This is a genomic window from Streptomyces sp. CA-288835 (genome assembly GCF_050936385.1).
In the GTDB taxonomy this organism is placed as follows: domain Bacteria; phylum Actinomycetota; class Actinomycetes; order Streptomycetales; family Streptomycetaceae; genus Streptomyces.
In genome coordinates this window covers 437,702-463,346 of record NZ_JBNJMW010000001.1, presented here as the reverse complement: position 1 = coordinate 463,346, position 25,645 = coordinate 437,702, and the positions used below count along the sequence as shown (strand labels likewise).

Genomic DNA, 25,645 nt, shown 5'->3' with positions numbered 1-25,645 from the left:
GTTCTGAACCTAACGGACAGCTGTCCGCTTAACAAGGCGGGCCCTGACGTGATTCCTGGAAGGAGGACGAGTGCAGGACAGAATTGACGCGCCCATGCGCTCGGACGCGGTACGGAATCGCGAGCGCATCCTGGAGGTGGCGCTGGCGGAGCTGACCCGCTCGGCCGACGTCCCGCTGAGTACGATCGCCAAGAAGGCGGGTGTCGGGCAGGGGACGTTCTACCGCAACTTCCCCAGCCGTGAAGCCCTCGTCCTGGAGGTTTACCGCCACGAAATGCAGCAGGTCGCCGACGCCGCGGCCCAGTTGCTGCAGACTCACGCGCCGGACCAGGCGCTGCGCGAGTGGATGGACCGCCTTGCCCAGTACGCCATGGCCAAAGTGGGGCTGGCCGACGCGATCCGCAAAGTGACCAGTGCGCCCGGCAGCCCGGCGAAACCGGGGCACGGCCCGGTGAGCGACGCCATCGCACTCCTGTTGAAGGCGAACGAGGACGCCGGCACCATCCGCCCAGGGGTGACCCCCGACGACTTCATGCTCGCCATCGCCGGCCTCTGGCAGATAGATCCACAGGGGGACTGGCAACTACGCGCCGGGCGACTCATGGACCTTGTCATGGACGGCCTGCGCGCCGGAGCTCCGGGGCGCTGAGCGGGTGCCTTCGAGGGGCGATCCTCAGCCGGCCGCCTGGCTGCTGTCGCGGAGTTTGCCCCAGCCGTGCCAGCGGTCGATCTCCAGCCAGGCGCTGACCCGGGCGCGCTCCCGTTGCGGGTACGGGCGGCCGCCGTAGTGCCGGGACAAGCGGTCGATGTCGGCCAGGCCCTCGTCGTCGCGGATCTCGACCACCCGGCCGATGAGCGTGACGTGCGTGTACCAGTTGCCCTCGTCGAGCACCGTAAGCGTGACCCGTGGGTCGTTGCGCAGATGGTCGAGCCGCTTGCGGCCCTCGTCCATGTTGACCAGTACCCGCCCGTCGTCCTCCCAGAGGTACCAGGTGGCCGTGGACACCGGCTGCCCGTCGGAGCGCAGCGTGGCGATGACAGCCGGGTTGGGCTTCTTCAGCATGGCGACGGCGGCGTCCGGGAGCGGCGGCTTCGACATAAGTCCTCCTGCTGGTCGCGATCTTCCCGTTCCTCACATGGTGCACGGCCGCGCGATGCCGATCCACGGTTGGTGCGCCGCCCCCACGCTGCCACCACGTTTGCCTCCTGCGCAGGGGGAACGCGTCACGGTGACGGAGCCAGGAGAGGAGCCGATCATGAGTAGTGCAACCGGACTGCGGGTCGTCGTCACCGGGGCCACCGGGAACGTGGGCACCAGCGTGATGCGTCATCTGAGCGAGGATCCGCAGGTGGACTCCGTACTCGGCATCGCGCGCAGGTTGCCCGACGAGCCGCCGGTGTCGTCGGCGAAGTGGGCCGCGGTGGATCTGACGGCCGAGTCCGAGCTGACCAAGCACTTCGAGGGCGCCGACGTCGTCGTCCACCTGGCCTGGAAGCTGCAGCCCGCCCGGGACCCGGCGGTCACCTGGCGCACCAATGTGCTCGGCAGCGTGAAGGTGTTCCACGCGGCGGCCACCGCCAAGGTGCCGACGCTGGTGTACGCGTCCTCGGTCGGCGCCTACTCGCCGGGGCCGAGGGAGCGTGCCGTGGACGAGTCCTGGCCGACCCACGGGTGGCCGGAAGCGGCGTACTGCCGTGAAAAGGCGTATGTGGAGCGGGTGTTGGACACCTTCGAGTACGAGCGGCCGGAGACGCGTGTGGTCCGTATGCGGCCCGCTTTCCTCTTCAAGGAGGAGTCGGGGAGCCAGCAGCGCCGTCTGTTCGCCGGGCGCTTCAAGCCCGGACCGCTGGCCCGCCCGGAGCTGCTGCCCGTACTGCCGGACGTCCGCGGACTGCGCGTACAGGCACTGCACACCGAGGACGCGGCCGAGGCGTACCGTCTCGCCGTGACCAGCGATGTCCGTGGCGCCTTCAACCTGGCGGCCGAACCGCCGCTGGACGCCGAGGTGTTGGGCGAGCTGTTCCATTCCCGGCTGGTGCGGATGCCCCGCAAGGCGGCGCGGTCCGCCCTCGCCGCGGCCTGGGGCCTGCACCTGGTGCCCGCCTCGCCGCAGCTGTTTGACGCGGTGCTGCGGCTGCCCCTCATGGACTGCACCCGGGCTCGCCACGAACTGGGCTGGCGGCCGCGGTACACCGCGATCGAGGCCGTCGAGGAAGTCCTGCAGGGCATGCGCGAGGGCGCCGGCGAGGAGACCGCCCCGCTGGCGGGCGCGAAGGTCGGCTGACCCGGCCCCTCGGAGGTGAGCCCGGCAGCGGGTGAGCGTCGCGAAGGCGGGTACTCGCCGAGCGCCTCCGGCGACGACGAGCAGCAGGGCGAGCAGCCCGCGGCCGGGGCAGCCGACGAGCAGCCGCGAAGGGAGCGCACGATGAGGGCCGTGACCTGGCAGGGCAAGCGCGAAGTACGAGTGGAGACCGTACCCGTCCCGGAGATCGAGGAACCGACGGACGCGATCGTACGCATCACCTCCAGCGGGCTCTGCGGCTCCGATCTGCATCTGTACGAAGTGCTCACTCCGTTCATGACACCGGGGGACATCCTCGGGCACGAGCCCATCGGTGTGGTCGAGGAGGTCGGGTCGGAGGTGACCGGGCTCAAGCCCGGCGACCGGGTCGTCGTGCCCTTCCAGATCGCCTGCGGGCACTGCTGGATGTGCGGCGCCGGGCTGCCCACGCAGTGCGAGACCACCCAGGTGCACGACTCGGGCATGGGCGCGGCCCTGTTCGGCTACACCAGGCTGTACGGCGGCGTGCCGGGTGCCCAAGCCGAATATCTGCGGGTCCCGCAGGCGCAGTTCGGGCCGATCAAGGTACCGGACGGGCCGCCGGACGACCGTTACGTCTATCTCTCGGACGTCCTGCCGACGGCCTGGCAGGCCGTGCAGTACGCCGACATCCCGCCCGGCGGCTCCGTCGCCGTCCTCGGCCTCGGACCGATCGGCGACATGTGCTGCCGGATCGCTCGGCTCCAGCGGGCCGAGATCGTCATGGGCGTCGACCTGGTGTCGGAGCGGCTGCGCCGGGCGCGCGAGCGGGGCGTGGAGACGTACGACCTCCGGCGGTACGAGGGACGCAAGGAACTCATCGAGGAGATCCGCGACCGGACCGACGGCCGGGGCCCCGACGCCGTGATCGACGCCGTGGGGACGGAGGCCCACGGCAGCCCCGTAGGACGGACCGCCCAGCAGATGTCCGCGATGCTGCCCCGCGCGTGGGCCGCCCGGCTCGCCGAACGGGCCGGCACCGACCGGCTGGCCGCGCTCCTCACCGCCATCGAACTGGTGCGGCGCGGCGGCACGATCTCGCTGAGCGGTGTCTACGGCGGCATGGCCTCGCCGCTGCCGCTGATGACGATGTTCGACAAGCAGATCCAGCTCCGGATGGGCCAGGCGAACGTACGGCGCTGGGTCGACGACATCCTGCCGCTGCTCACCGACGAGGACCCCCTCGGAGTCGACGGCTTCGCCACGCACCGGCTGCCGCTGGAGGAGGCGCCGCACGCGTACGAGATCTTCCAGCGCAAGCAGGAGGAAGCGGTGAAGATCCTCTTCCAGCCTTGAACCAAGAGGGTGGAGGGGCGCCAGATCAGGACGACGCAGCCGAGCGTACGAGCCAGTCGTACGCGGCCCGTGCCGTGAACTCGCTCTGGCCGTCGCGCAGCAGCAACCCGGCCGTGGCGAACGCCGGGTCGTCGGCCTGCGCGGCCAGGTACGGGATCGCGATGCAGCGCATCCCGGCCGCGTGCGCCGCCGCCGCGCCCGGAGCGGCGTCCTCGAGGACCACGCAGTCCGCCGGGGCCGCTCCCAGTCGGCGTGCCGCCTCCAGGAAGACGTCCGGAGCGGGCTTGCCCTGGGCGACCTCCTCGGCCGAGACGACGGTGCGCAGCGAGGCGTCCAGGCCCGTGCCCGCCAGGATCGCCTCGATGGCCTCCCGCGAGGAACCCGAGGCCACGGCCATGCGTACGCCCTCGGCGGCCAGCAACTCCACGAACTTCCGCATCTCCGGGTAGACGTGCGTGGCGGTGCGGGCCAGCGTCAGATAGCGCCGGTTCTTCTCCGCGAGCAGCACGTCCCGCGGGGCCTCGAGGGCGTACCGCTCCTTCCAGTGAGCGACTGTCTCCGCGGTGCTGATGCCGACGTACTGCTCGAAGTCCGTCCAGGTGAAGTCGGTGACGCCGTGCTCGGCGAGTGTCTGGCGTCCTGCCTCGTAGTAGTTGGGCTCGCTGTCCACGAGTGTGCCGTCGAGATCGAAGATGACCGCGGTGTCGCCGAGAGTGCTCATGGCTTCCAGGATGCCAAGCGCCGGTTATCGACCGTTGAACAGCTCTGGGCTGTCGGTCGGCCTTTTGGCGCCGGTCACTTCCCGGCCGCGCGTCCGACCGCCTCCACGAGCGGCAGCAGCCGGTGCGGAACGCGCTCGCGCAGCGCCACTTCCGTACGGGTGCGGACGACGCCCGGCATGCTGATCAGCGCCTGGATCACATCCTCCAAATGGGCGTTGTCGCGTGCGACGACCCGCGTCAGCAGGTCACCGCCGCCAGTGATCGAGAACGCCTCGATGATCTCCGGTACGGCGGCCAGGGCGTCGCCCACCTCGTCGAGATGGCCCTGCGTGACCTCGATGTGCACGAAGGCGAGCACGGGATGGCCCAGCGCGGCGGGGGAGAGCGAGGGACCCGTGCCGGTGATCACGCCGTCGCGTTCCATGCGGTCGAGCCGCGCCTGGAGCGTTCCGCGGGCGACGCCGAGGGTGCGGGCGTATTCGCGGACGCTGGTGCGGGGCTGCTCGAGGAGCAGTCGCAGGATGCGGGTGTCGAGTGCGTCGACGGCCATGGTCCGTTGGCCTCCCTGCGGTCTCGGCTGATCGTCCTCGACTGTACCAATGGCTCAGCTGATCGCGAGCCTGTTGAGCCACTTCCCTCCCCTCGCTTACCTTGTGGCTGTACATGGCGTCGTGAAGCGCCGGACGGCAAGGAAGCCGGATCCGGACCCGCGGCGCCATTCCCATGTCCAGAAGGTCGCTGTGGTGAAGAAGATGTTCATGGCCCCGGATCCGGGGCTGGTACGGCTCCGGCTCGCGCTGCGGGCGGTCCTCGGCGTCGGTCTCGCGGTGACGGCCTGCGAACTCGCCGGGCTCTCGCTGCCCGCCTCGATCACGGGCGGGCTCGCCGCGCTTCTCGCGCTGTTCACGGTCGGCGACCCGACCGTGCGCGGCCAGGCGGCCACCACTGCTCTGCTGCCCGTCGTCGGCTTCCCCGTGCTCGCCCTGGCGACCGTGCTGCACTCGGTGCCAACCGTGCGCGACGCGGTCTGGCTTGCCGTGATCTTCTGCGGGGTGTACGCCCGTCGCTGGGGGCCGCGTGGTCAGGCGCTCGGCATCTTCGCGTTCATGACCTTTTTCATCACGCAGTTCCTGTACGCCGTACCCGGTCAACTGCCGCAGCTGTACGCCGCGATGGCGCTGGCGCTGGCCGCTTCCTCGGCGGTGCGCTTCGGCGCGTGGTGCATCGAGCGACGTACCCCGCCGCCGGCGCTTCCCGCCCCGCTCGACGGTCGCGGGCTCGCCCGGCCGACCACCCGGCAGGCCTTCCAGGCCACGGCCGCCTGCGCCTTCGCGATGGCGGCGGGCCAGTTCCTGTCGGACGAGCGCTGGTACTGGGCCGTCGGCACCGCCTGGTGGATCTTCGTGAACACGGCCTCGCGCGGCGAGACGCTGGTACGCGGCTTCCGGCGCCTCGTCGGCACGGTCACCGGAATCGCGGCAGGGCTGCTGATCGCCGTACCGCTGCACGGCGCGCCGACGCCCACGGCAGCGATCGTCGCCGTCTGCGTGGGGGGCATCTTCTACACCGCGGCGCTCTCGTACAGCTGGATGATGTTCTTCGTCACCGTCATGGCGGGCCTGCTGTACGGGCTCCTCGGCGTGCTGCATCCAGGGCTGCTGGGGCTGCGACTCGCCGAGACCGCGGCCGGTGCGCTCGGTGCCGCGCTCGCCGTCGCGCTGATCCTGCCGGTCACCACGCACGCGGTGACCGATCGCTGGGTGGCCCGGGCCGTGCACGCCGTACACGAGTGCACCTCGGCGGCGGCCCGGCGCCTTGCCGGTGACCTGGACGCTGATCCCGCGCGGCCCGCAGCGGAGTTGGAGGCGCTGCTCGGCCGGGTACGGTTCGCGCTCGCCCCGCTGGTCCACCCGCTCAACCCGATGCGGGCTCGCAAGGCCAGGGCCCGGCAGGTCCTCGCGCTCCTCGACGACTGCGCCCGCGAGGTACGCGGTCTCGCGGCCGTCGCCGCCGACCCCGACGCCTCGCACGACGCCCGCCTCACCGCGGCGTGCGGACGCGTCGAGGCGGCGATCGAGGGGCTGAGCGCTCCGCTGGGAGCCCGGCGCGTCAGCTACGGGTCCGTCGTGGCTGGCCGTGCGCCCAAGCTCTCGGCTTCGCTCGAACCCGGGGGAACCCGCATCGCGGCGGAACGGCAAATGTCCCAGTCCCGCGCTCCATTGGAGCGCTACCGCACCGCACCGGATTGTGCCGGACTCGGCGCGATGCCGGAGCGTGCCGTGGCGTCGTCCGCGGGGGCGGCGGACGTGGGAGTGCCGGGCGTGAGAGTGCCGGCCGCGGAGGCGCAGGATGTGGGGGCGCCGGGCACGGGCGTGTCGGCCGCCGGGCCGCAGGACGTAGGGGCGCCCAGCCACGACCCCGGAGCCGAGCAGGCCCTCGCCCACCTCCACAGCCTGGAGCGCGCGCTCGCCGCGCTGGCCGCGCCCCTGCAGGGCACCTCGACGGCGAAGGCCTGAGCACGCACGCAAGCCGTCACACAGGCACTCGGCTTGGTCCAGTCCTTTGATCGTCTGCTGCTACCGTCGCCCCGACAGCGCGGCACCGAGAGGGGACGGCAGTGGCAGACGGCGGCAGGCGGCAACGGCGTGCGTTCATCGGCTCGTTCACGGCGGCTGGAGGACTCGGTGTCCTCACCGCGGCCCTCGACGAGGACAGCGGCGCACTGACGGCTCTCAGCAGCGTTGACAGTGTCCCCGATCCGTCGTACCTCGCGCTGTCGCCCGCCGGGGACATGCTCTACGCGGTCAGCGAGATGGCCGAGGGCGCGGTGGCCGCGTATCGCGTCAAGGGCGACAAGCCGGAACTCGCGGGCCCGCCGGTCCCGGTCGACGGCAGCGGACCCACCCACCTCTGCGTGCACGCCGGACACGTTCTGACCGCCAACTACGGCTCCGGCAGCGTCAGCGCCGTGCCCCTCCGCACCGACGGCACCCTGGACGGCACCGCGTCCGGCGTGCTCCAGCACTCCGGTGCGGGCCCGCACACCCAGCGTCAGCAGGGCCCGCACGCCCACCAGGTGCAGCCCGATCCGAGCGGGCGGTGGGCCGTGAGCGTCGACCTGGGCACGGACTCCGTACGCGTGTGCACGCTGCGGGACGGGGCACTCACAGTGCACCGCGAGATCGCGCTGCGCCCCGGGTCAGGGCCCCGCCACCTCGCGTTCCATCCGGACGGCGAGCACGCGTACGTGGTCAACGAGCTCGCGCCCACCGTCACCGTCTGCCGCTGGGACGCCGCCGAGGGCGCCCTGCGGCCGGTCGGCGAGACGCCGGTGCTGCCGGTCGCCCCGGACGGCGACGCGTACCCTTCGGGCATCGTCGTGTCACCCGACAGCCGCTTCGTCTGGACCGCCACCCGGGGCCAGGACGTCATCTCCGTGCTCGCGGCCGACGCGGACGAGCTTCGCCCGGTCATGACGGTGCCCTGCGGCGGCACTTGGCCGCGCGCGCTCGCCCTCGACCCCTCGGGACGCTTCCTGTACGTGGCGAACGAGCGCTCCGGCGACGTGACCTGGTTCGCGCTCGACCCGGACACCGGCATCCCGCGCCGCGGCGGCTCCATCGAGGCGCCCGCGGCGTCGTGCGTGGTGTTCGACTAGCAACCAGAGACGACTGGCAATCAGATACGACTGGCAACCAGACACGACGAAGGGCCCGTTCCTGCGAGAGGAGCGGGCCCTTCGTCGTACAGCGTGCGGCGTCAGCGAACCGGCGCACCCTGCGGCTGCTGCGGGGCGATGCCCAGTGCCGTCGTGTACTTGGAGAGCGCGAGCTTGCCGATCGCCGGGTACGCGCCGAGCCCCTCGGCGGCGGAGCAACCCGCCTCCTTCGCGGCCGCGTGGAGCAGGGTCGAGTCGAGCTCGGGGCCGATCAGGTACGGCGCGAGCGCCAGCTGCTGGGACCCGGAGGAACGCAGCTGCTCGGCGGTGGACGCGATCGCGCCCTCCTCGTCGAGCGCCGCCGCCATCACCGGCACGGCGAGGCGGGCGGCGAGCAGCATGCCGGTGATCCCGGCCGCCTGCACGGCCTCCTCGCCACCCACGGACGCCAGGATGATTCCGTCCGCGGCCGTCGCCACGGTGAACAGCCGGGCGCGGTCGGCGCGCGCCAGACCCGCCTCGGAAAGCCGGACGTGCAGCGCCTCGGCGAGCAGCGGATGCGGTCCGAGCACATCGGTCAGCTCGGCAGCGACACGGCTCTCCATGACCGCCTGGCGGATGCGGCGCAGCAGCGCGTTGTCCGGGCCTGCGAGAAGCGGCACGACGACGGCGACGGGGCCCTCCGGCTCCCTGACGTCCACACCGGCGGCACGGGCCTGCTCAAAGCGGGCGGTGCGCTCCTCGGCGGCGTGCACGAGCACCGACTGAAGCGTGGGGAACTCCGCGTCGTCACCGTCGAGGTACCCGATCCGGGCGTCGAGGCCGGGCAGCTCGGAGCGTGCGATGCTCACGACCTCGTCGGCAAGGCTGCGCACGGCACCGCTGGGCGTGCCGGGCACCGCGAGGAGCAGCGCGGGCGCGCCCTCGGGAGCCGACAGCGGCTCCGGACGGCGGTGCCGCCCGGGCTGGCGGGGTCGCGGCATTCGTACTGGCAGGCCGGACTCGGGCCCAGTGGGGGAGCTCATGGCGCCGCATGTTACTGGTTTCTGGGGCTCCCCTGTTCGGGGAGGGTGCAGGTGAGCGGTATACGTCCCGTTTTGTCCGATGAGTTACGTACGGATTGATCTCTTTGCGTACGTACGGATCAAGGTGCGGGGGTCTCGGGTGCGAGGGCCTCGGGCGCGGCGGTCTCCGCCACCACGTGCAGCATGTCCACCTCGCGCGGCAGCGTCAGCCGGTCTTCGGCCAGGTCGGCGGCGATGCGTACGGCGCCGGCGAGCGGATCGCCCGCGGCCGGAACCTGTCGCGCGTACGGCAGCCGATCCGTCAGCGCGGCACGCAGGGGTACGAGCAGGGGGTCGCCCATCTTGAACAGTCCACCCGTAAGGGCGACTTGGACCTCCCCGGTGACCTCGCCGCTGGTGGGGCAGACCGCGCGGGCCGCGTCGGCGATATGCCGGGCGGCCTCGGCCAGGATGCCCGCGGCCACCGGGTCGCCGTCCGCGCAGGCGGCCACCTCGGGTGCGAAGGACGCGAGCAAGGCGGGGCGGTCGGTGCGCGGGTAGAGCTGCCCCGGCCAGGTGTCGGCCGGGCCGAACATCGCCTCGCCGCGCGCCAGGAGCGGGGCCGAGCCCCCGGAGCGTCCGTCGTGCGCGCGCAGGGCCGCTTCGAGTCCGGCTCGCCCGATCCACGCCCCGCTGCCGTGGTCGCCCAGCAGATGTCCCCAGCCGTCCGCTCTGCGCCAGCTCGTCAGCTCCGTGCCGATCGCGATCAGGCCTGTGCCGGCTGCGACCACCGCACCCGGCCGCTGCCCCAGTGCGCCCACGTACGCGGTGACCCCGTCGGCGGCCAACGCGAGCCTGCGCACGCCCAGTTCGCGGGCCAGCGCGGACGGCAGGTCGGCGCGCAAGGAGTCACCCAACGAGGTGTAACCCGCAGCCCCCACGGTGACAGCGGCAAGCGTGGCGATCCCCGCGTCCGCCATCAACTGCCGTGCCATCGGCACCAGTTGCTCCACCAGATGCCCGGCGTCGATACCGCGCGGCCCCGTGCGCACCGGCTCCCTGGACTCCAGCGGAGCCGTACTCCCGCCGTCCTGGCCACCCTTGACCGCCAGTACGGCCCGCAGACCCGAACCCCCGGAGTCCACACCCAGTACGCCCGACATCGCGCCGGGACCGGTCACGGCAGCCGCCAGTCCACGGGTTCGCCGCCCTGACGGACCAGCAGGTCGTTTGCGCGGCTGAACGGGCGCGAGCCGAAGAAGCCGCGGTCCGCCGACATCGGCGAGGGATGCGCCGACTCCACCGACGGCAGGTCACCGAGCAGCGGCCGGAGGTTACGGGCGTCGCGCCCCCACAGGATCGACACCAGCGGCCCGCCACGCTCGGCCAGCGCTCGTATCGCCTGCTCCGTGACCTCCTCCCAGCCCTTGCCCCGGTGCGCGGCGGGACGGCGCGGGGCTGTGGTCAGCGCCCTGTTGAGCAGCAGCACGCCCTGCTTGGTCCAGGGCGTCAGGTCGCCGTTGGACGGCTGTGGCAGACCCAAGTCGCTGCTCAGCTCCCGGTAGATGTTGATGAGGCTGCCGGGCAGCGGCCGCACCTCGGGCGCGACCGAGAACGACAGCCCCACCGCATGTCCCGGTGTCGGATAAGGGTCCTGGCCGACGATGAGGACCCGCACCTCCTCGAACGGTTGCTGGAAGGCACGGAGCACATTCGAGCCCGCCGGGAGATAGGTGCGTCCCGCGGCGATCTCCGCGCGCAGGAAGTCACCCATCTCGGCGATCCGTCCGGCCACGGGTTCCAGGGCCTTGGCCCAACCCGGTTCAACGATTTCATGCAACGGTCGTGGAGCCACGGCGTCACCCTACTGGCGCCCGAACGGGCTCCATCAACCGGTGGCCGCGGAACGACCCAGCGTGATACGTCCGTTGACGGCCAGGGTTGGCCAGGGCTCAACAGTTGACCGCGAGGGCTCAGTCGATCACCGCCGCCCGTACGCACAGCACATCCGGCAGATGCGACGCCAACTGCCGCCAGCTGTCCCCGTCGTCGGCCGAGGCGAACACCTCTCCGTTGCGATTGCCGAAGTACACGCCCGCCGGGTCCGCGCCGTCCGTGCACATCGCGTCGCGCAGCACCGTGCCGTAGTGGTCCTCTTGCGGAAGTCCCGCCGAGAGCGCCTCCCAGGTCTTGCCCGCGTCGGCGGTGCGGAAGACCCGGCATCGGCGCTCGGCCGGGACCCGGTCCGAGTCGGCGGTGATCGGGAACAGATATGCCGTGTCCCCCCGGTGCGGGTGCGCGGCCGCGGCGAAACCGAATGTGGACGGCAAGCCCTCGCCGATGTCCGTCCAGTGCGCGCCCGCGTCGTCGCTTCTGTAGACACCCCAGTGGTTCTGCAGATACAGCCGGTCCGGCGTCGCTGCGTCTTGTGCGATCTTGTGCACGCACTGGCCGAACTCCGGGTTCGGATCGGGCAGGAACACCGCGGAGACACCGGAGTTGGAGGGCACCCAGCTCTCTCCGCCGTCCTTCGTGCGGAAGACACCGGCCGTGGAGACGGCGACCGTCACCGCGCGCGGATCGCGCTGGTCCGTGATGACCGTGTGCAGGCCCTCTCCGCCGCCGCCGGGCACCCACTGCGAGCGCGTCGGGTGCTCCCACAGAGGGCGGACGAGTTCGAAAGTCTCGCCGCGGTCCTCGGAGCGGTACAACGCGGCCGGTTCCGTGCCCGCGTACACCACGTCCGGCTCGGCCGCCGCCGGATGCAGCTGCCACACCCGCTCCAGCGAAGCCCCCGTGTCCTGGGGGAACTTGACCGCGGGCTTGGCCGGTTCGGTCCAGGTGCGGCCCAGGTCGTCGGAGTGGAACACGGACGGGCCCCAGTGCGCGCTGTCCCCGCCGACGAGGAGCCGCGGCACATCACCGCGGGAGTCGATGGCGACCGAGTAGACGGCCTGCGCGTTGAAGTACGGACTGTCGTCGAACTCCCAGGCGCCGCCGCGCCGTCGCCCGATGAACAGGCCTTTCCGTGTGCCTACGGTGAGCAGTACGTCGGCCATGCCGACCACCTCCGGACGTCGTTGTCAGCAGACACGGGTCAGTCTGCACCCAGGCACTGACAATCACCTCTGGACGCGTCATCCGCGCAGGTCAGACGGTATTTCGGCGGCCAACGGCGATGTGGGGAACGTCTCCCTGTGAGCACCGGGGCGATCGCTCGCGTATGGGAGGGAGGGGGACTGGTGCGTCGGTGAGGAGATTGGGGCGTTCGATGGCGGCATTCCGTGGTCCGAAGGTGTGGCTGTGGCGATGGCGGCGCAACCCGCTGCGACGCCGCAGCGACGAACTGGAGTCCTGGCTCCTGCTCGCCACCTGGACCCTGATGCTGGTCACCGGTCTGCTCGCCGGACTGGGGACGGCACACGCGGTCGAGAGCACCCTGGCCCAGCAGCGCGCCGAGTGGCATCCCGTCCTCGCCCTGACCACCGAGAACACGCCCGCCGCGAGCACCTCCGCGGCCAGTCACGAACGGATCTGGGCCGAGGTGCGCTGGACCGCGGCGGACGGTGCGCCGCACACCGGCCAGGCGCGTGTCGACCCCGGCAGCACGGCCGGTACCCCCGTCGTCGTGTGGACGGACCGCGACGGGCACCTCGTCACCAAGCCCGCCAGCGCGCACCAGGCCGGACTGCGGGCCGGAATGTCCGGAGTGCTGGTGGGTGCCTGCGCCGCCGCCGTGCCCCTCGGCGGCGGGCGGCTGTTGCGCAAGCGCCTGGATCAGCGGCGCATGGAGCAGTGGGACGCGGAGTGGGAGAAGTTCGGCCCGCAGTGGGGGCGGAAGACGGGCTGAGGGGGCGCGTGGTCAGACGGACCGGTGGTACTGGTCCGGTACGTGCACCTCGGCGCCGAGTTCGCGCGCCGCATGCCGGGCCCATGAAGGGTTGCGCAGCAGCTCCCGGCCCAGCAGCACCGCGTCCGCCTCACCATTGGCGAGGATCTTCTCGGCCTGCTCGACCTCGGTGATGAGGCCGACGGCGGCGACGGGCATGGTCGTCTCGTTCTTCACGCGGGCGGCGAAGGGAACCTGGTAGCCCGGGCCGACGGGGATGCGGACGCCGGAGGCGTTGCCGCCGCTGGAGACGTCGAGCAGATCGACGCCGTGGGCGGTCAGTTCGGCAGCGAAGCGGACCGTGTCGTCGGCCGTCCAGCCGTTCTCCTCCAGCCAGTCGGTGGCCGAGATCCGGAAGAACAGGGCCTTGTCGTCCGGCCATACGGCCCGTACGGCGTCGACGACTTCGAGGGCCAGGCGCGTGCGGTTATCGTACGAGCCGCCGTACGCGTCCGTGCGCTGGTTGGAGTGCGGGGAGAGGAACTCACCGATCAAGTAGCCGTGCGCGCCGTGGATTTCGACGATCTCGAAGCCGGCGGCGAGAGCGCGCCGCGCGGCGTCGGCGAACTGGCCGACGACCTCCCGGATCCCCTCGACCGTGAGCTCGGTCGGCACCGGGTGGTTCGCGTCGAAGGCGAGCGGGCTGGGCCCGAGCGGCTGCCAGCCGTGGGCTTCGGGACCGACCGGAGCGCCGCCCTTCCAGGGGCGGTCGGTCGAGGCCTTGCGTCCGGCGTGCGCGAGCTGCACGGCCGGAACGGTGCCCTGTCCCTTGAGGAAGCCGGTGATCCGGCGGAAGGCCTCGGTCTGCGTGTCGTTCCAGATGCCGAGGTCGTGCGGCGAGATCCGGCCCTCGGCGCTGACGGCCGTGGCCTCGACGACGATCAGCCCCGTACCGCCGGTGGCGCGCGCCGCGTAGTGCGCGAAGTGCCAGTCGTTCGGGGCGCCCATGTCCGGGCCCTCGGGCGCCGCCGAGTACTGGCACATCGGAGGCATCCAGATGCGGTTGGGGATGGTCACATCGCGCAGGGTGTAGGGCTCGAAGAGCGCGCTCACGGCGGACTCCAATCGTCACGGGGCCGGGTTACGACTCGTACGATAGGCATCGTAGTACGGGAGATGTCAAACTACGAGAGTTCTCGTACAATGGGGTCCTCCGGAGCGATACAGCCCTCGGAGACCCGGGAATCCGCCGGACCTCCGGACCCGAAGGCCCGAGCACAAGGACTGGAGCTCGCCGTGACGACCGCCGCCCCCACCAGCAGCCGTGAACTCCCGCATCCCACACGCGAGGAGATCCGGCTGGAAGCCGTGCTGCACGCGCTCTCCGACCCGATGCGGCTCCTGGTCGTACGAGAGCTCGCCGCCGACGGCGAAGAGCTCTCCTGTTCGCATTTCGACCTGCCCGTCACCAAGTCCACGACCACGCACCACTTCCGGGTGCTGCGCGAGAGCGGAGTGATCCGGCAGGTCTACCGGGGCACCGCCAAGATGAACGGCCTGCGCCGCGACGACCTGGACGACCTCTTCCCGGGACTTCTCGACAGCGTCCTGGCCGCCGCCGCTGGTCAGGCCGCCCGCCTCGAGGACAGCTGAACCGCCCTGGGAGGCAAGGCGGTTGAAGGGCAGTCCCCTTACCGGGCGTTCGCTGCCCGGGCCGCCTCCAGCAGGGACTGCCAGTCCGGAAGCTTGACCACGCTCCGGCCCAGTGAGGCCCCCAGCTCCGCCTCCGCCCGCTCGATCGCCAGCCAGCCCGACCATTCGACCGGCCGCAGGCCTTCCGCCCGCAGCACCGCGAGGGGATCGTCCGGCACCTCACGGCGTACGAGTTCGGGGGCGTCCTCCAGCAGCGAGGTCACCGTCTCCTTCGAGCAGGGCCGGTTGGTGCCGATCACTCCCGTCGGACCCCGCTTGATCCACCCCGCCACGTACTCGCCCGGCGCCACCGAGCCCTCACGCAGGACCCGTCCGGCGAGATGCGGCACCGTGCCGCGTTCGGCGTCGAAGGGCAGGCCCTCCAGCGGCACCCCGCGATAGCCGACCGAGCGCAGCACCAGCTGCGCCTCGATGTCCTCGAACTGCCCGGTGCCCGTCACGCCCCCGGATCCGTCCGGCGCCGTCCGCTCGAAACGCACCGCGCCCACGCGTTCTCCGGCGGGGAGCAGCTCGACCGGGCGCAGGAAGAAGCGGAGCCGGATCCGCCGGGAACCGCCACTCGGTCGCTGCGTGGCCCAGCCGCGCAGCACCTCAACGTTGCGGCGCTGGGCTGCGGGGAGCGCGGAGGGGTCCGCGTACGCCGGATCGAGCGCCAACTCCTCGGGGTCCACGATCACTTCGGTGTCGGGCAGGGTGCCCAGCTCCCGAAGCTCCTTGGTGGTGAAGCGGGCCTGGGACGGGCCGCGCCGCCCCACCATCTGGATGTCCCGCACCTGGCTGTGGGCCAACGCGGCGAGCGCTCCCTGCGGCATGTCGGTGGGGCTCAGCTCCGCGGCGCCGCGGGCCAGCATCCGGGTCACGTCCACCGCGACGTTGCCCACGCCGATGACGACGGCCGCCCGCGCGCCGAGCACGAAGCCGTCGGCGGTGGCGTCCGGATGCGCGCTGTACCAGGACACGAACTCGGTCGCCGACCAGCTGCCCGGCAGCTCCTCGCCGGGCACCCCGAGATGCCGGTCGGTGGCGGCTCCCACGCAGTACACGACCGCGTGGTACAGCTCCCGCAACCGGGCGGCCGACAGCCCGCCCGGGCCGACCTCGACGCCGCCCAGGAACCGCACCCGCTCGTGCTCCAGGACCGTACGCAGATTGTTCTGCAGCGACTTGATCTTCTCGTGGTCGGGGGCCACGCCGTACCGCACCAGTCCGTACGGGCAGGGCAGCCGGTCCAGTACGTCCACGTGGACCTCGGGCACCTGGCTCTGCTGGACGAGACTTTGCGCGGCGTAGACCCCACTCGGCCCCGAACCGACCACGGCGACATGCAGCACGGCGGAACTCCTTCCCGTAGGAGAACGAGGAGATCGCTGCTACCTCCAGAATCGCACCGAGCCGCCGTCCACGGGAGGGCCACGAACGCGTCGCTACGCCACCGGAGTGCACCACCCGGGCGCCGTGCGTGCCGTCGTCAGGGCATGTCCCGCATCTTGTTGATCTCCGTCGTCTGCTGGGCGATCACGTCGTCGGCCATTTCGCCGATCTGGACGTTGTTGCCCTGTGCGAGCACATCCGTGGCCATGGTGATGGCGCCGTCGTGATGGGTGATCATCAGCTTGATGAACAGCTCGTCGAAGGCCTTCCCCTTTGCGGCGCGCAACTTCTTGAGCTGGGCCTCGGTCGCCATACCGGGCATCGCTTCATGGTCGTGCGCCTGGCCCTTCTTCGCGCCGCCGTGCGCGTGCTGCCAGGCCTTCATGGCGTCGATTTCCGGCCCCTGCGCGGCCGCGATCCGCTCGGCGAGGCGCTTCACCTTGCTCGACTCGGCACGTTTCGGGGCGAGTTCGGTCATGTCCAGGGCCTGGGTGTGATGCTCGATCATCATCCGCGCGTAGTCGTGGTCCGCCGAGTTGGGGGAGTCGTCGGGCCGCCGCTTCTCGGCCTCCTCGGCGGAGAGCGTCTCGGCCGCCTCGCCCGGCTTCCCCGGAGCGATCACCGAAGGACCTTTGCCAGACGCGGACTTGGGCTCGTCGTCCGAACCGGTGCAGCCGGCGAGGGTGAGCACGGCGACCGTCACGGCGGCGGTGACCACGTGACGGTACGTACGACGAATGAGCACAGCGGCCTCCTGTGGCACACGAAAGGACGGACACCTTGTGGGTGTTGAGAGACGTCCTACCCCGTTACCGATCGCCGATGACATGTTGCCGTTCGTGAATGATCGGAAGGATTCGTTACGACTGCATTGCGCCCTGTTGTTCTGAGCATGATGAAGACGATACTGCGGTGGTGCCTTAACCGTTCAACTGCGAACGGCTACAAGGGAGGACGCAGTGACCCTGTTGAACAACCACCGAACACGGCGCAGACGACTGGGAGTTGTCGCCACCGCGGCCGGACTCCTGGCCGCGCTGCTCACGGCCGGTCCGGCGGTCGCCACCCCGGACCCGGGGGACAAGCCGGCCACCCCGGACAAGGTCTCCAAGAGCACGGCGGCCGAGGTCAGGGAAGCGATCGAGAGCGGCGACATACCCGGCAAGGACGAGATCGTCCACTCGGACAACATCACCCACGTCGGCAACACCCCCAAGGACGCGCTGCCCGGCACCAACTCGGACCTGGCCTTCCAGGGCAAGTACGCGTTCGCCGGCAACTACGACGGCTTCCGCGTCTTCGACATCAGCAACCCCAAGGCCCCGAAGACGGTCGCCCAGGTGCTCTGCCCCGGCTCGCAGAACGACATCTCCGTCTCCGGCAACCTGCTCTTCCTCTCCACCGACTCCTCGCGCAGCGACAACTCCTGCAACAGCACTTCGCAGCCCGCGACTGAGAAGTCCTCGTGGGAGGGCATGAAGATCTTCGACATCAGCAACAAGCGCCACCCCAAGTACGTCGCCGCCGTCGAGACCGCCTGCGGCTCGCACACGCACACGCTGGTGCCCGAGCGCCGCAACGTCTACGTGTACGTCTCCTCGTACTCGCCCAGCGCCACCTTCCCGGACTGCCAGCCGCCGCACGACGGCATCTCGGTCATCAAGGTGCCGCGCAAGGCGCCCCAGAAGGCGGCGGTCGTCGGCTTCCCGGTGATCTTCCCCGGTGAGGGTCCCGACGGCGGCGGCAACCCGGGCTCGCCCACCAACCCGGGTGTCTCCAAGACCACCGGCTGCCACGACATCACCGTGCTGCCCTCCAAGGACCTCGCGGCGGGCGCCTGCATGGGCGACGGCATCCTGTTCTCCATCAAGGACCCGGAGAACCCGAAGGTCATCGACCAGGTCCAGGACAACGTGAACTTCGCGTTCTGGCACTCGGCGACCTTCAACCAGAAGGCGAACAAGGTCGTCTTCACCGACGAGCTGGGCGGCGGCGGCGCGGCCACCTGCAACGCGGCCATCGGACCCAACCGCGGCGCCGACGGCATCTACGACCTCGTCGGCAAGGGCGACAAGCGCAAGCTCGTCTTCAAGAGCTACTTCAAGATCCCGCGCCACCAGGCGGACACCGAGAACTGTGTCGCTCACAACGGCTCGCTGATCCCGGTCAAGGGCAAGGACATCATGGTCCAGGCCTGGTACCAGGGCGGCGTCTCCGTCTGGGACTTCACCAACTCCTCGAAGCCCAAGGAGATCGCCTACTTCGAGCGCGGCCCGATCTCCACGGACACCATGGTGGGCGGCGGCTCCTGGTCGGCGTACTACTACAACGGCTACATCTACTCGAACGACATGGCCAAGGGCTTCGACGTCCTGAAGATCAGCGACCGGCGTACGGACCCGGCGAGGTGGATCCGTATGTCCGAGCTGAACGTGCAGACCCAGCCGGACTACTTCGGCTGGTGGGGCTGACCGGCCCGGGCCGCCGCGTCGGCTTCGCGGCCCTGGGGCGAGAAGAACCGTGACAGGTCTGCGCCACAGGTCCCGCCGGGCGCTTCGGCGTCCGGCGGGACACCCAGCTCCCAGTCGAGCCGGTACCGCTTGAACAGCTCGGCCCGCAGAGTCGCCAGCGGCATCGGAACGCCCGGCACCAGGGCCGCGAACACCGAACCCATCAGCAGCGCCCGCAACATCGGATAGTCGGCGGCGGGGTCCGCGGAACCGTACCGGGCCACGGTGTCCTTGAGCAGCTCCGCCAGGCGCTGCTGCTCCGGGCACTGCACCAACCCCTCGGCCTGCAGTATCCCGGCCATGTGCTGGCGCATCAGCACCGGATGGTCCCGGGCCAGGCCCAGGACCGCGTCGATGGCGCGCGCCAAGCGCTCCCGCCCGTCCCCGGTGCGCGGCTCACGCTCCAGTGCCTCCCGGAGCGTGCAGTGCATCAGCCGGTGGACAGCCGACTGCACGAGCTGCCGCTTGCCCGGGAAGTAGTACGAGACGAGTCCGCGCGCGGAGCCCGCGCGGTCCGCGATGTCGCCAAGTGTTGTCGCCTCGTAACCATGCGCGCTGACCAGCTCAAGTGCCGCCTGCAGCAGCTTTTCCCGGGATCGCCGCCGCAACTCTTCATTGACCGAGCGGCTGCGGGGGGACATCCTGTAACTCCTGTGTTGACTGGCTGCCAGCCAACTATACTCAGCGGGTCCATGGCGACCCCTTCCCAGGGGTCTCTTTCGGGCTGCCGTTCGCCTGGGCGACGCGGGGGATCGTCCAGGCGGACGGGAATCTCAGAGCTCTCGGCCGACCAGGTCCAGCACCGGTCGCAGCCCGTCCGGGCGCTCGGTCACCGGCAGATGGTCGACGAAGTGCACCGCGCAGCCCAGGGCCGCCGCACCGCCGTCCGCGTGGCGGCTGTCGCCCACCATCAGCGTCTCCCGCGGATCGACGCCGAGCGCGTCGCAGGCGGCCGCGAACAGGCGTGGGTCCGGCTTCTGGATGCCGTGTTCGTACGACAGGACGTAGGCGTCGACGTACGGGTCGATGCCGTGGTCACGGAAGATGGGCCGCAGGTCCCAGCCGATGTTGCTGACCACACCGATCGCCACCCCGCGCTCACGCAGCGCGCCCAGCACCTCGGCCGTGTCGGGGTACGGGCGCCACGCGGCCGGTGTCATATGGCGGGCGTACAGCGCGTCGTGCAGGGCGGGATCGGGCAGCGGCACCAAACGGGAGAGGCCCGTGTACGCGGCACGGTGCAGCTCGGCGCTCTTGTCGCGGATCTCCCACACCTGGGCGAGCTCATCGGGGATGCGCCTCGACGGAAAGGATCCGCCGGGCAGCGCGCCCACCTCGTCCAGTTCCCGGGCCGCCCGGATCAACTCCGGATCGGAGAGGGGGATTTCGGCCTCGGCCAGCGCCGCGCGCAGCCAGGACTCGGTGGATTCAATACGGAAGAGGGTTCCGGAGAAGTCGAATAAGACAGCAGCCACGTGCTGGACCTTACCGGTGTTCCTGTTCTTCCTGTTGGGCAAGTGGCCGCTGTGGCACATCGGTCGAAGGCGCCCGCCACCGTTCGTACGCCACCACCGTCAGCGCGACGGTCAGCGCGCCGAGCAGCCAGCCGCCGAGCACGTCCGTCGGCCAGTGCACGCCGTTCCAGACGCGGGTGAGGCCCACACCGATCACGGAGACCGCCGCGAGGGTCAGGGCGATACGCCACAGGACGCGCCCGGCGCCGTACAGGTGCAGGAGCCACAGCAGCAGGCAGCAGACCACCGCCGCCGTCATGGCGTGGCCGGACGGGAAGGCGGCGTAGTGGGCCGAGTCCACGGGGTCGCGCCACACGGGGCGCTCCCGGCCGACCGCGGCCTTCATGCCCTGCTGAAGCAGGGTGCCGAGCAGGGTGGCGGCACCCAGCCACAGGGCGGGCCGCCAGGCCGAGCGCCGGATGATCAGCCAGAGCACGGTCGCGGTGGCCAGGGCACGCATGGTCCAGGGGTCCCAGACCCAGTCCGTCAGAATGCGGGACGTCTGCGTGACGTCGGGCTCGTCGACCGCCCACCCGTGCGTCGTACGCGCGATATCGCCGTCCAGGTCCATCAGCGGGTCCCAGGACAGGGCGACCAGCGCGATCAGCAGCACGGTGGGGACGGCGAGGGCCACCGCGGCGCGGACGGCGGTTGTGGGGGCCGCTGTACGGGGTGGCGAGTCGACGGTGGGGGAGTGCATGGAACGATTCTCGCGGACCGCTGGGGCCGAAGGCCAACTCCGGGGCGTACGTCGACTTGTGCGCTTCGTTACCCCAGCGCCCGTAGCCCCGGCACGAACGCCACCAGCAGCGGAACCACCGGCACCAGCGCCGCGGACGCCGTGAGCCGCAGCCGATGGACGGGCGGAAGGCGGTCCGGGGGAGTGAGCAGACGGTTCACGCGCTGCGGGACATGGGCCTGCGGGGCGGGGCAGGGGCCGAACACGCCCCGGTCCTCGTTCAGTTCCACCAGTGCGAGGGCGGTCGTCAGGCGGCCGAAGCGGCGGGACGCCATGTCGTCGGCGGCGAGTTCGACCAGGCGGTGCATCTCGTCTCGGAACGCCGCGAACACGGGGACCTGCGGAAAGCCGTTGGCCAGCGCCGCCGAGGAGTGCAGCAGCCAGTCGTGCCGGGCCCGCGCGTGCCCCTGCTCGTGGGCGAGTACGGCGTCGAGCTGGCTCCCCTTGAGGCGGCGCAACGCGGCGGTGGTGATGACCAGTTGAGGCGCCGCGCCGGGCAGCCACCAGGCATCCGGGCGCTCGCCCTCGAGCACGACGAGGCGGTCGCCGCCGGGCTCCTCGCCGGGCAACAGCGGGGCGCGCACCTGGAGTTCGGCGCGCTCGCGGCGGTGGCGGGCACGGGCCCGTACGATCTCGCGGACCAGCATCGCCGCGCTCCACAGGCCGCCGCAGGCGAGCGCCACGGCGGTCACGGCGGCCCAGGGGCTCGCCTCGGCGAGTGCGTAGGCGTCCACGACGTGGTGCGGGGCCGGGGCGAACACATGGCCGCGCACCGCCTGCCAGGCGGCGGCCGCGCTGAGGGTCATCGACAGCACGCAGCACAGCAGGACCGCCACCACCACGCACTGCCACACCCAGAGGGCGACCACCGGTTCGCGGTCCGCCCAGTCGGCTCGGGCGAGCAGCCGCGGAGCCAGGACGGCGGCCAGGGCGCCGAGCAGCAGCAGTGCCGCGGGGACCATCATGGGGCCAGCCTATTTGGGCGGCGCAGCGAGGGGATACGGGCTGCCGGGGCAAAGTGACACAGACCACGATCTCGTACAGGCCCCGCGCACGCCCGTCACATGGTGAGGAGCATGGCCAGCATCCCGATCCCCATCGAGAGCCGGCAGGCACACGCCAGCTCCGGGCGATCGGCCAGTTGGACCGTGCGGGCGCCTCGGGTGTTTCGGCTGGCCCCTTCGGTTGCGGCGACGGCGACGGGCACCAGGCGCGTCCCGGTCCAGAGCACATACCCGGTGAAGTACGCGAGGAGGGTCCCGGTCAGCACCGGTGGCCCGGAGTGTGTCCCGCCCGCCATCACCGCCGCCATGTAGACCATCGCGGACGCGCCCACCAGGTGGTGAAGGTGAAGGCGGTCGGCCCGTGCCGCCCACAGGGCCTGCAGCGCGGCGGCACCGAACACCACCGCACCGGCCAGCCAGGCCCAGCGCGGCGGCGACAGTGCGGCGGCGGGCACGGCCATCGCGGCCATGCCGAAGCCCATGAGTGCCTCACCGCCCGCCGTGCGCCGCTGCGCCTCGACGGAACTCCGCATCCTCAGCAGACCATAGGCCCCAGTCGCCGCGCACAGCGCGACGAGCAGCCAGAGCGCCGGCACCGGTCCGTGCACCGCGCACCTCCCCGATCGACGGTGTTCGGACAGTCCGGTCGAAGAGATGCCCTGGCCTGCTCGCGTGCACGCGAGCGCAAGGGTGTACACGGGGAGCGCCCGGGGTGCACTTCCCTCCGGAGCGGGCGCTGCGCGCCGGGCCGAGCGGACACCGTACGCTCGCAGCATTGGTACGACTGCAGGACTGCACGCACTCGGGGGCGCACAGGCATGACGACAGCGAATGGGCGGGCGACAGCGGGGGACACCGTCGGGGAGGTGGTGCGGCAGTGGCGGACGGTGCACCCGGACCTCGACACCAGTCCCATAGAGATCATCGGCCGCATCAACCGTTGTGCCGCCCTGCTCCGGGAGGCGGAGGACGCCCCGCTGCGCCATGCCGGGCTCACCCGTCCCGAGTTCGAGCTGCTGGCCGCGCTGCGCCGCACCGGCCGGGAGCTGACCCCCGGGGAACTGGCCCGGGAGACCTTCTCCTCAGCCGCCGCCGTGGCCAAGCGGCTCAAGCAGCTGACCGGGCGCGGCCTCGTCGAGCGCCGCGGTGACAGCCGTGACCGGCGCGTCGCCCACCTGCGTCTCACCGACGCCGGACGCGAACTCGTCGACGAAATCGTCCCCGAACAACTCGCGTACGAGACCGCCGTCCTGTCCGGGATCGACACCTCGACGCAGGGCGAACTCGGCGCGCTTTTGGGGGAGTTGCTGGGCCGCCTTGAAGAACGGCTGGGCGCTCCGCGGGTCTGAGAGCTTCTGTCGCCTCAGAAACTTCTTGGTTACTGCCCGTTGACATGAGACCTGTGTCACTCCTACGTTCGGCACGCCGGTTCGGTGAACCGGCTGACGTACGAAATGTCGAACGACTCTGGGTGTGGGGGAGGTGTGTCCGCGATGTCGAACCGGTTCGACGAGGTGGCCGAAAGCAGCCGCACCCCCGTGCGCGACGGCGGCCCCACTCCTACGGCCAGCGGCGACACCCCTGCGACCAGCGGCCCCAACTCCGCAACCGGCGGCCCCGACTCTGCGACCAAGGGCAGCCGCATACCCGTGAACAGCGGCAGCCCCACCCCCGTCAACATCGGCGAGATCGCCCGCCTCGCCGGTGTCTCGCGCAGCACGGTCTCGTACGCCCTGAGCGGCAAGCGGCCGATCTCGGAGCGGACCCGGCTGCGTATCCAGAAGGTCATCGACGAGCACGGCTTCCAGCCCAACGCCAGCGCCCGCGCCCTGGCCCACGGCCGCACCCAGACCATCGGCGTGGTGTTCCCGCCGGCCGGCCGGCGCTACACCGACATGCAGCTCGACTTCCTCAGCGCGGTGATCGACGCCGCCGCCGTGCAAGACCACGACGTACTGCTGTCCCGCAGCGGTGAGGGCTCGGACGAGGCCTTCGACCGGCTGGTGGGCCAACGCCGCGTGGACGGCGCGATCCTGATGGAGATACGCGTACAGGACTCGCGGGTGGACCGGCTCCTCGGCACCGGGTTCCCCTTCGTCACCATGGGACGGACCGCGGACCCCGACGCCCTGTCGTGGGTCGACATGGACTGGACGGAGCTCACCGCCCGCTGCGTACGGCATCTCGCCGAACTCGGTCACCGGCGGCTCGCCCTGGTGAACCGGCCGCGGAAGCTGTTCGCCGTGGGCTACGAGGCCGCGCATCGAGGCGTCGACGGCTTCCGGGCCGCCGTCGGCGAACTGGGGCTGACCGGCGAGATCCACCACTGCGAGGACGACGCCGCCTCCGGCGAGGCCGTCGTCCGCGAAATCCTCGACCACGACCCGCGGACGACCGGGCTCGTGGTGCTCAACGAGGCCGCGCTCGTGGGCCTGTACCGCGGGCTCGACCGGGCGGGCCTGTCCGTGCCCGGCGATGTCTCGGTGACCGGCGTCGTCGGCGCCCGCTGGGCCGAGACGGTCACCCCGATGATGACCGGCTTCGACAACTCGTCGGACGTCATGGGCCGGCTCGCCGTGGACCTGCTGCTGGAACGGCTGGCGGGCTCCTCGACGGCAAGGCCCCGGCAGCACCTGCTCACCCCCGAACTCACGGTCCGCGCGAGCACCGGCCCCGCGCAGACGCGCAGTTGATCCACGCACCCCCTGGGAGACGCACATGTCGAACCGGTTCGACCGCCGCTCGTTCATGCGGATATCGGGCTCTGGAGTTCTCGCCGCGGGCCTCGCGGGCCCGCTCACCGCCTGCGGTGGCTCGGAGAGCGGCTCCTCCGGCTCCAACGAGCTCGTCTGGTGGGACTACCTCGTCGAGGAGGCCCGCCAGCCCGGGATAAAGGCCCTTATCGCCGACATCGAGAAGCAGGTCGGCGTCAAGATCACGCGGCGGAGCTTCCCCTTCGCCGAGCTGGAGCCCGCGATCATCAAGGGCGCCGCCTCCGGCGACCTGCCGGACATCGCGATCGTCGACAACACCTCGATGAACTCCTTCGTCCCGCAGGGACTCCTCACCGATCTCACCGACCGTGTGAAGGAGTGGGGCCAGTCGAAGGCGTACTACGAGGGCCCGTGGAACAGCGGCGTCATCGACGGCAAGACGTACTCCGTGCCGAACAACTCCAACTGCCTCTGTCTGTACTACAACACCGAGATGCTCGAGGCCGCGGGCGTCGAGCCCCCGAAGACCTGGGACGAGCTCGCGGAGGCGGCGAAGAAGCTCACCAAGGGCGACACGTTCGGGTTTGCCATGAGCGCGGTCAAGACCGAGGAGGGCGTCTTCCAGTTCGAGCCCTTCCTGTGGTCCACCGGCGGTGACCTGGACACCTTCGGCACGGACGGCGCCAAGGCGCTCGGGTTCCTCAAGGAGTTGGTGGACGCCGGCTCGATGTCGAAGCAGAGCGTGGGCTGGACGCAGCAGGACGCCAACACTCAGTTCGTGTCCGGGCGTGCGGCCATGCAGATCAACGGGCCCTGGCAACTGCCCGCCCTGCAGGAGCAGACGAAGGTCAAGTGGGGCGTCGTACCGATTCCCATCGACAAGGAGCCGGCGAGCTGCCTCGGCGGTGAGAACTGGGTGATCCTCAAGACCAGCAGCAAGGCCGACCAGTGCTGGAAGGCCATCGTGCGCAGCCAGGAGAAGGCGGTCCTGGCCAAGTACCTCGACGGGCTCGGCCTGCTGCCCGCCCGCTCCGACATGGCCGACGCGGGCAAGTGGGCCACCGACCCCACCCTGAAGGTCTTCGTGCAGGAATTCGCCAACGCGCGCCCCCGCTCGTACGGCCCGAACTACCCGCAGATGTCGCAGGCGATGGCCGAGGCCCTCCAGGCGTCCCTCACGGGCAGCTCCAGCCCGCAGGCCGCCGCACGGAAGGCCGCGTCCGCCATCACGCCCAAGCTGAAGAAGTAAG

General features: G+C 71.0%; 26 protein-coding genes. 11 read left to right on the top strand and 15 right to left on the bottom strand.

What is annotated here, in order from left to right; all coding sequences use genetic code 11:
• Positions 1-94 precede the first annotated feature (94 nt).
• On the top strand, positions 95-649 hold the full coding sequence (locus ACQEVY_RS02280) for a TetR/AcrR family transcriptional regulator (RefSeq protein WP_432955028.1): 555 nt from the start codon (positions 95-97) through the stop codon (positions 647-649).
• A 24-nt stretch (positions 650-673) separates the two neighbouring features.
• Here ACQEVY_RS02280 and ACQEVY_RS02275 read toward each other — a convergent pair whose 3' ends face one another.
• Positions 674-1,099 carry a PPOX class F420-dependent oxidoreductase gene (locus ACQEVY_RS02275; RefSeq protein ID WP_432944225.1) on the bottom strand — a complete coding sequence of 142 codons (426 nt, stop codon included), beginning with the start codon at positions 1,097-1,099 and terminating at the stop codon, positions 674-676.
• Positions 1,100-1,256: 157 nt separating this feature from the next.
• On the opposite strand from ACQEVY_RS02275, the gene ACQEVY_RS02270 reads away from it, so the two are divergent.
• Together ACQEVY_RS02270 and ACQEVY_RS02265 are read left to right on the top strand one after the other, a co-directional pair.
• Positions 1,257-2,285, top strand: a complete 1,029-nt coding sequence (locus ACQEVY_RS02270; RefSeq protein WP_432944223.1) for an NAD-dependent epimerase/dehydratase family protein — start codon at positions 1,257-1,259, stop codon at positions 2,283-2,285.
• A 141-nt stretch (positions 2,286-2,426) separates the two neighbouring features.
• A complete protein-coding gene (locus ACQEVY_RS02265; RefSeq protein ID WP_165338413.1) occupies positions 2,427-3,617 on the top strand; it encodes a zinc-dependent alcohol dehydrogenase in 1,191 nt (396 codons plus the stop codon).
• A gap of 25 nt (positions 3,618-3,642) precedes the next feature.
• On the opposite strand, the gene ACQEVY_RS02260 is transcribed toward ACQEVY_RS02265, so the two are convergent.
• Together ACQEVY_RS02260 and ACQEVY_RS02255 are read right to left on the bottom strand one after the other, a co-directional pair.
• Positions 3,643-4,338 (bottom strand): HAD family hydrolase, encoded by a 696-nt coding sequence (locus ACQEVY_RS02260; RefSeq protein WP_432944221.1) that lies wholly within the window; start codon positions 4,336-4,338, stop codon positions 3,643-3,645.
• Positions 4,339-4,412: 74 nt separating this feature from the next.
• Positions 4,413-4,889: an Lrp/AsnC family transcriptional regulator gene (locus ACQEVY_RS02255; RefSeq protein ID WP_432944219.1), complete on the bottom strand. Its 477-nt coding sequence runs from the start codon at positions 4,887-4,889 to the stop codon at positions 4,413-4,415.
• A gap of 202 nt (positions 4,890-5,091) precedes the next feature.
• Between ACQEVY_RS02255 and ACQEVY_RS02250 the strand changes: the two genes are divergently transcribed.
• Entirely contained in the window at positions 5,092-6,855 is a 1,764-nt protein-coding gene (locus ACQEVY_RS02250; RefSeq protein ID WP_432955026.1) for an FUSC family protein, read from the top strand.
• Positions 6,856-6,956: 101 nt separating this feature from the next.
• Positions 6,957-7,997, top strand: coding sequence for a lactonase family protein (locus ACQEVY_RS02245; protein ID WP_432944217.1), 1,041 nt, complete (start codon positions 6,957-6,959; stop codon positions 7,995-7,997).
• A 101-nt stretch (positions 7,998-8,098) separates the two neighbouring features.
• Here the strand turns inward: ACQEVY_RS02245 and ACQEVY_RS02240 are convergent, their stop codons facing one another.
• The 4 genes from ACQEVY_RS02240 to ACQEVY_RS02225 form a co-directional block, all read right to left on the bottom strand.
• Positions 8,099-9,022, bottom strand: a complete 924-nt coding sequence (locus tag ACQEVY_RS02240) for a sirohydrochlorin chelatase (RefSeq protein ID WP_432944215.1) — start codon at positions 9,020-9,022, stop codon at positions 8,099-8,101.
• Between the two features lie 119 nt (positions 9,023-9,141).
• Positions 9,142-10,182, bottom strand: coding sequence for an N-acetylglucosamine kinase (locus tag ACQEVY_RS02235; RefSeq protein ID WP_432944213.1), 1,041 nt, complete (start codon positions 10,180-10,182; stop codon positions 9,142-9,144).
• Positions 10,179-10,856, bottom strand: coding sequence for a uracil-DNA glycosylase (locus ACQEVY_RS02230; RefSeq protein ID WP_432944211.1), 678 nt, complete (start codon positions 10,854-10,856; stop codon positions 10,179-10,181). The genes ACQEVY_RS02235 and ACQEVY_RS02230 overlap by 4 nt, the downstream gene beginning before the upstream one ends.
• Positions 10,857-10,974: 118 nt before the next feature.
• Positions 10,975-12,060 carry a WD40/YVTN/BNR-like repeat-containing protein gene (locus ACQEVY_RS02225; protein ID WP_432944209.1) on the bottom strand — a complete coding sequence of 362 codons (1,086 nt, stop codon included), beginning with the start codon at positions 12,058-12,060 and terminating at the stop codon, positions 10,975-10,977.
• Positions 12,061-12,272: 212 nt separating this feature from the next.
• Here ACQEVY_RS02225 and ACQEVY_RS02220 point away from each other — a divergent pair, with 212 nt between their 5' ends.
• Positions 12,273-12,851 (top strand): Rv1733c family protein, encoded by a 579-nt coding sequence (locus tag ACQEVY_RS02220; RefSeq protein WP_432944207.1) that lies wholly within the window; start codon positions 12,273-12,275, stop codon positions 12,849-12,851.
• A 12-nt stretch (positions 12,852-12,863) separates the two neighbouring features.
• Here ACQEVY_RS02220 and ACQEVY_RS02215 read toward each other — a convergent pair whose 3' ends face one another.
• On the bottom strand, positions 12,864-13,943 hold the full coding sequence (locus ACQEVY_RS02215) for an NADH:flavin oxidoreductase/NADH oxidase (RefSeq protein WP_432944205.1): 1,080 nt from the start codon (positions 13,941-13,943) through the stop codon (positions 12,864-12,866).
• 183 nt (positions 13,944-14,126) lie between these two features.
• Between ACQEVY_RS02215 and ACQEVY_RS02210 the strand changes: the two genes are divergently transcribed.
• Positions 14,127-14,483 carry an ArsR/SmtB family transcription factor gene (locus ACQEVY_RS02210; protein WP_432944203.1) on the top strand — a complete coding sequence of 119 codons (357 nt, stop codon included), beginning with the start codon at positions 14,127-14,129 and terminating at the stop codon, positions 14,481-14,483.
• 38 nt (positions 14,484-14,521) lie between these two features.
• Here ACQEVY_RS02210 and ACQEVY_RS02205 read toward each other — a convergent pair whose 3' ends face one another.
• Together ACQEVY_RS02205 and ACQEVY_RS02200 are read right to left on the bottom strand one after the other, a co-directional pair.
• Positions 14,522-15,874 (bottom strand): FAD-dependent oxidoreductase, encoded by a 1,353-nt coding sequence (locus ACQEVY_RS02205; RefSeq protein ID WP_432944201.1) that lies wholly within the window; start codon positions 15,872-15,874, stop codon positions 14,522-14,524.
• A gap of 137 nt (positions 15,875-16,011) precedes the next feature.
• Complete coding sequence (locus ACQEVY_RS02200) at positions 16,012-16,659, bottom strand: DUF305 domain-containing protein (protein ID WP_432944199.1); 648 nt, start codon at positions 16,657-16,659, stop codon at positions 16,012-16,014.
• 214 nt (positions 16,660-16,873) lie between these two features.
• Between ACQEVY_RS02200 and ACQEVY_RS02195 the strand changes: the two genes are divergently transcribed.
• Positions 16,874-18,385 carry an LVIVD repeat-containing protein gene (locus tag ACQEVY_RS02195; protein WP_432944197.1) on the top strand — a complete coding sequence of 504 codons (1,512 nt, stop codon included), beginning with the start codon at positions 16,874-16,876 and terminating at the stop codon, positions 18,383-18,385.
• Here ACQEVY_RS02195 and ACQEVY_RS02190 read toward each other — a convergent pair.
• From ACQEVY_RS02190 to ACQEVY_RS02170, 5 genes are all read right to left on the bottom strand, one after another.
• Positions 18,364-19,065, bottom strand: coding sequence for a TetR/AcrR family transcriptional regulator (locus tag ACQEVY_RS02190; protein WP_432944195.1), 702 nt, complete (start codon positions 19,063-19,065; stop codon positions 18,364-18,366). The two genes, ACQEVY_RS02195 and ACQEVY_RS02190, sit on opposite strands and share 22 nt — an antisense overlap.
• Positions 19,066-19,197: 132 nt before the next feature.
• Positions 19,198-19,899 (bottom strand): HAD family hydrolase, encoded by a 702-nt coding sequence (locus ACQEVY_RS02185; protein WP_432944193.1) that lies wholly within the window; start codon positions 19,897-19,899, stop codon positions 19,198-19,200.
• A gap of 10 nt (positions 19,900-19,909) precedes the next feature.
• Positions 19,910-20,638: a phosphatase PAP2 family protein gene (locus ACQEVY_RS02180; protein WP_432944191.1), complete on the bottom strand. Its 729-nt coding sequence runs from the start codon at positions 20,636-20,638 to the stop codon at positions 19,910-19,912.
• Positions 20,639-20,706: 68 nt separating this feature from the next.
• Positions 20,707-21,642 (bottom strand): M56 family metallopeptidase, encoded by a 936-nt coding sequence (locus tag ACQEVY_RS02175; protein WP_432944189.1) that lies wholly within the window; start codon positions 21,640-21,642, stop codon positions 20,707-20,709.
• Positions 21,643-21,737: 95 nt separating this feature from the next.
• The gene (locus ACQEVY_RS02170) at positions 21,738-22,289 is read right to left on the bottom strand and encodes a DUF5134 domain-containing protein (protein ID WP_432944187.1); all 552 of its coding nucleotides are present in this window, start codon (positions 22,287-22,289) and stop codon (positions 21,738-21,740) included.
• 210 nt (positions 22,290-22,499) lie between these two features.
• On the opposite strand from ACQEVY_RS02170, the gene ACQEVY_RS02165 reads away from it, so the two are divergent.
• The 3 genes from ACQEVY_RS02165 to ACQEVY_RS02155 all read left to right on the top strand — a co-directional run bounded on the left by ACQEVY_RS02165 (position 22,500) and on the right by ACQEVY_RS02155 (position 25,644).
• The gene (locus ACQEVY_RS02165) at positions 22,500-23,030 is read left to right on the top strand and encodes a MarR family winged helix-turn-helix transcriptional regulator (RefSeq protein WP_432944185.1); all 531 of its coding nucleotides are present in this window, start codon (positions 22,500-22,502) and stop codon (positions 23,028-23,030) included.
• Between the two features lie 144 nt (positions 23,031-23,174).
• A complete protein-coding gene (locus ACQEVY_RS02160; RefSeq protein ID WP_432944183.1) occupies positions 23,175-24,374 on the top strand; it encodes a LacI family DNA-binding transcriptional regulator in 1,200 nt (399 codons plus the stop codon).
• 25 nt (positions 24,375-24,399) lie between these two features.
• Positions 24,400-25,644: a sugar ABC transporter substrate-binding protein gene (locus ACQEVY_RS02155; RefSeq protein WP_432944181.1), complete on the top strand. Its 1,245-nt coding sequence runs from the start codon at positions 24,400-24,402 to the stop codon at positions 25,642-25,644.
• The last annotated feature ends 1 nt before the right edge of the window (position 25,645 follow it).

What these genes read in the sequence shown, in the direction of transcription:
- ACQEVY_RS02270 (WP_432944223.1), top strand. Translation starts at nt 1,257, where the DNA reads ATGAGTAGTGCAACCGGACTGCGGGTCGTCGTCACCGGGGCCACCGGG.
- ACQEVY_RS02165 (WP_432944185.1), top strand. Translation starts at nt 22,500, where the DNA reads ATGACGACAGCGAATGGGCGGGCGACAGCGGGGGACACCGTCGGGGAG.
- ACQEVY_RS02255 (WP_432944219.1), bottom strand. Translation starts at nt 4,889, where the DNA reads ATGGCCGTCGACGCACTCGACACCCGCATCCTGCGACTGCTCCTCGAG.
- ACQEVY_RS02280 (WP_432955028.1), top strand. Translation starts at nt 95, where the DNA reads ATGCGCTCGGACGCGGTACGGAATCGCGAGCGCATCCTGGAGGTGGCG.
- ACQEVY_RS02220 (WP_432944207.1), top strand. Translation starts at nt 12,273, where the DNA reads ATGGCGGCATTCCGTGGTCCGAAGGTGTGGCTGTGGCGATGGCGGCGC.
- ACQEVY_RS02275 (WP_432944225.1), bottom strand. Translation starts at nt 1,099, where the DNA reads ATGTCGAAGCCGCCGCTCCCGGACGCCGCCGTCGCCATGCTGAAGAAG.
- ACQEVY_RS02180 (WP_432944191.1), bottom strand. Translation starts at nt 20,638, where the DNA reads ATGCACTCCCCCACCGTCGACTCGCCACCCCGTACAGCGGCCCCCACA.
- ACQEVY_RS02190 (WP_432944195.1), bottom strand. Translation starts at nt 19,065, where the DNA reads ATGTCCCCCCGCAGCCGCTCGGTCAATGAAGAGTTGCGGCGGCGATCC.
- ACQEVY_RS02240 (WP_432944215.1), bottom strand. Translation starts at nt 9,022, where the DNA reads ATGAGCTCCCCCACTGGGCCCGAGTCCGGCCTGCCAGTACGAATGCCG.
- ACQEVY_RS02160 (WP_432944183.1), top strand. Translation starts at nt 23,175, where the DNA reads ATGTCGAACCGGTTCGACGAGGTGGCCGAAAGCAGCCGCACCCCCGTG.
- ACQEVY_RS02155 (WP_432944181.1), top strand. Translation starts at nt 24,400, where the DNA reads ATGTCGAACCGGTTCGACCGCCGCTCGTTCATGCGGATATCGGGCTCT.
- ACQEVY_RS02250 (WP_432955026.1), top strand. Translation starts at nt 5,092, where the DNA reads ATGTTCATGGCCCCGGATCCGGGGCTGGTACGGCTCCGGCTCGCGCTG.
- ACQEVY_RS02260 (WP_432944221.1), bottom strand. Translation starts at nt 4,338, where the DNA reads ATGAGCACTCTCGGCGACACCGCGGTCATCTTCGATCTCGACGGCACA.
- ACQEVY_RS02265 (WP_165338413.1), top strand. Translation starts at nt 2,427, where the DNA reads ATGAGGGCCGTGACCTGGCAGGGCAAGCGCGAAGTACGAGTGGAGACC.
- ACQEVY_RS02175 (WP_432944189.1), bottom strand. Translation starts at nt 21,642, where the DNA reads ATGATGGTCCCCGCGGCACTGCTGCTGCTCGGCGCCCTGGCCGCCGTC.
- ACQEVY_RS02225 (WP_432944209.1), bottom strand. Translation starts at nt 12,060, where the DNA reads ATGGCCGACGTACTGCTCACCGTAGGCACACGGAAAGGCCTGTTCATC.